Here is a 2,801-nt window from a genome sequence, read left to right as displayed (position 1 = left end):
GAGGAGGAGCAGGCGGTGTCGATGGTGAGGGCGGGTCCTTGGAGGCCGAGGGTGTAGGCCAGGCGTCCGGAGGCGATGCTGGGGGCGCTGCCGTTTCCGAGGTGTCCTTCGTAGGGGGTGGGGATGGTGGTGAGGCGGGCGGCGTAGTCGGCGTACATGACGCCGGTGAAGATGCCGGTGCGGGTGCCGTGGAGGGTGGTGGGGTCGATGTGGGCGTTTTCGATGGTTTCCCAGGCGGTTTCGAGGAGGAGTCGTTGTTGGGGGTCGGTGGCTTGGGCTTCGCGGGGGCTCATGCCGAAGAAGTCGGCGTCGAAGTGGTCGGCGTCGTGCAGGAAGCCGCCGTGGCGGGTGTAGGTGGTGCCGGGGTGGTCGGGGTCGGGGTGGTAGAGGTCGGTGAGGGGCCAGCCGCGGTTGGTGGGGAATTCGCCGATGGCGTCGTGTTCCTGGGTGACCAGTTCCCATAGTTGCTGCGGGGTGGTGACGCCGCCGGGGTAGCGGCACCCCATCCCCACGATCGCGATCGGCTCCGCTTCCTCCGATTCGGCCTCGTGCAGTCGCTGGCGCGTCTGGTGGAGTTCGGCGATGACGCGGGTGAGGTAATCGCGGAGTGTGTCTTCCATTCCCATTGGGATGTCGCCCCTCAGATTGTTCAGGAGATGTTGAGGTCGTCGTCGACCAGCTTGAAAAGTTCCTCGTTCGTCGCCGATCGCAGATCGTCGAGAATGGTCGTCTCCCCCGCCGGGGAATCCACTTTGCTGAGCTTGGCCAGCAGGCCCTGCAGACGCTTGGTGATCTTCGCGTCGGCGACGTCCTCCCCGGTGATGGCGGCCAGCGTGCGCTCCAGCGTGTCGAGCTGATGGAGGACCAGCTGCGGCGCCGAGGGGACGAGCTGGGATCTGAGGTGTCGGGCGAGGGCGTGCGGTGTCGGGTAGTCGAAGACGAGGGTGGCGGGCAGGCGGTGCCCGGTGGCATCGGCCAGGCCGTTGCGCAGCTCGACCGCGGTGAGGGAGTCGAAGCCCAGTTCGCTGAAGGGCCGGCTGGTGTCGACGCCCTCCGGGGAGGCATGCGCCAGGACCGCTGCGATGTTGGTCCGGACCAGCTCCAGCACGCGCTTGTCCTGCTCGTCGGGAGCGAGTGCCGCAAGCTGGTCGGCCAGGCCGGTCGTGCGGGTGCTCGCGTTCGCGGTAGGCCGGGCGGTGCCGCTCCGGACGAGCGCCGCGAACAGCGGCGGGGCCGAGCCGGTCAGGCGGCGGAGGCTGATCGGGGTGGCCAGCAGATGAGGGCGGGCCGACCGGACGGCGGCGTCGAAGAGCGCCAGGCCCTGCTCGTCGGTGATGGGGGTCATCCCACTGCGGGTCAGGCGGTTGCGGTCGGTGTCGGTGAGGTGCCCGGTCATGCCGGTGTCCTGCTGCCAGTAACCCCATCCGATCGATTGGCCCGGCAGCCCCTCGGCCCGCCGGGACGCGGCAAGGGCGTCCAAGAAGGCATTGGCCGCCGCGTACCCGGCCACTCCCGGAGGGCCGAAGGTCGCGGCGGCGGAGGAGAACAGGATGAAGGCGCTCAGTGGGAGGCCGCGGGTCTGGTGGTGCAGGTTCCAGGCGGCGTCGACCTTGGGGGCGAAGACCCTGTCGACCTGTTCGGGGGTCAGCGAGGTGGCGATGGCGTCGTCGACGACCCCGGCCGCGTGGATGACCGCGGTGAGGGGGTGGTCTTCAGGGATGCCTGCGAGAAGCCGGGCGAGCTGGTCGGCGTCGGCGGCGTCGCATGCGGTGACGGTGACGTGGGCGCCGAGTTCTTCCAGGTGACGGCGCAAATCCTGGGCTTCGGGCGCGTTGGGTCCGCTGCGGCTGGCCAGGAGCAGGTGGGTGACGCCGCGGGCGGTGACCAGATGTTCGGCGACCAGCCTGCCAAGAGTGCCTGTACCGCCGGTGACCAGGACCGTACCGCCGGGGGCGAGGGCCTCGGGGGCGCCACCGTCATCGACACCGTCCGGCAGGCGCGTCAGCCGCGGTACGTGAACGCCGCTGCCACGAATGGCCAGATGGGGCTCGCCCCGGTCCAGCGCGGCGCCGATCGCGGGCATGAGCATGCGATACGCGGCAGGCGGGTCGTCCAGGTCGATGAGCGTGATGCGTCCGGGGTGCTCGGCCTGGACGCTGCGGACCAGTCCCCACAGCGGGCTCTGGGCGAGATCGACGTCGTCGGCCGCAACCGGGATCGCGTTGGTGGTCAGCAGGACCAGACGGCTCCCGCCGAGGCGGTCGTCGGTGAGGAACTCCTGCAGCAGCCGCAGCACCTGCCGGGTCAGCGCATGGGCTCCGTCGACCACGCCGGGCTCGCTGCCGGCCACGGCGGCAGAACAGGCGACCAGGATCACCGGAGGCGGGTCGGAGAGTTCCGAGACCTCGTCGAGATCGGTGCAGAGCTGGGCGGGGACGGTGAGCGCGGCGCGGAGTGCGTCCGCGGAGTCCGGATCATGCGTGCCGAGAATGGCGCAAGAGCCGTCGAAGTCGGACTGCTCGATCGGCGCGAGGGACGGCCAGCTCAGTGCGTAGAGGTGGTCGTCGTGGGCGGGGGCGCTGGGCAGGCCGGAGAAGGGCCGCAGGGTGAGGGTGTCGATGGTGGCGACGGTCTGGCCTGCCGGGTCGGTGGCGGTGATGGTGAGGCTGGTGGATTGTCCGGGGGTGGGGGTGATGGCGACGTGGAGTGTGGTGGCGCCGGTGGCGTGGAGGGTGACGCCTTGCCATGTGAAGGGGAGGTGGGCTTGGTCGGCGGGTGTGTCGGTGGTGAGGGCGATGGGG

Annotated in this window: 2 protein-coding genes; both read right to left on the bottom strand. The window is 70.3% G+C overall.

The window, feature by feature from the left end; all coding sequences use genetic code 11:
- The coding region (locus E1289_RS37135) for a beta-ketoacyl synthase N-terminal-like domain-containing protein (RefSeq protein ID WP_207929411.1) at window positions 1-620 on the bottom strand (620 nt) is incomplete at its 3' end.
- Between the two features lie 29 nt (window positions 621-649).
- On the bottom strand, window positions 650-2,801 hold a 2,152-nt coding region (locus E1289_RS37130), incomplete at its 5' end, for a beta-ketoacyl reductase (protein ID WP_131988809.1).

It is taken from the genome of Actinomadura sp. 6K520 (genome assembly GCF_004349245.1).
Classification (GTDB): Bacteria; Actinomycetota; Actinomycetes; order Streptosporangiales; family Streptosporangiaceae; genus Spirillospora.
Note: the sequence above shows the minus strand (reverse complement) of the source record. Positions and strands in the feature narration are given on the sequence as shown.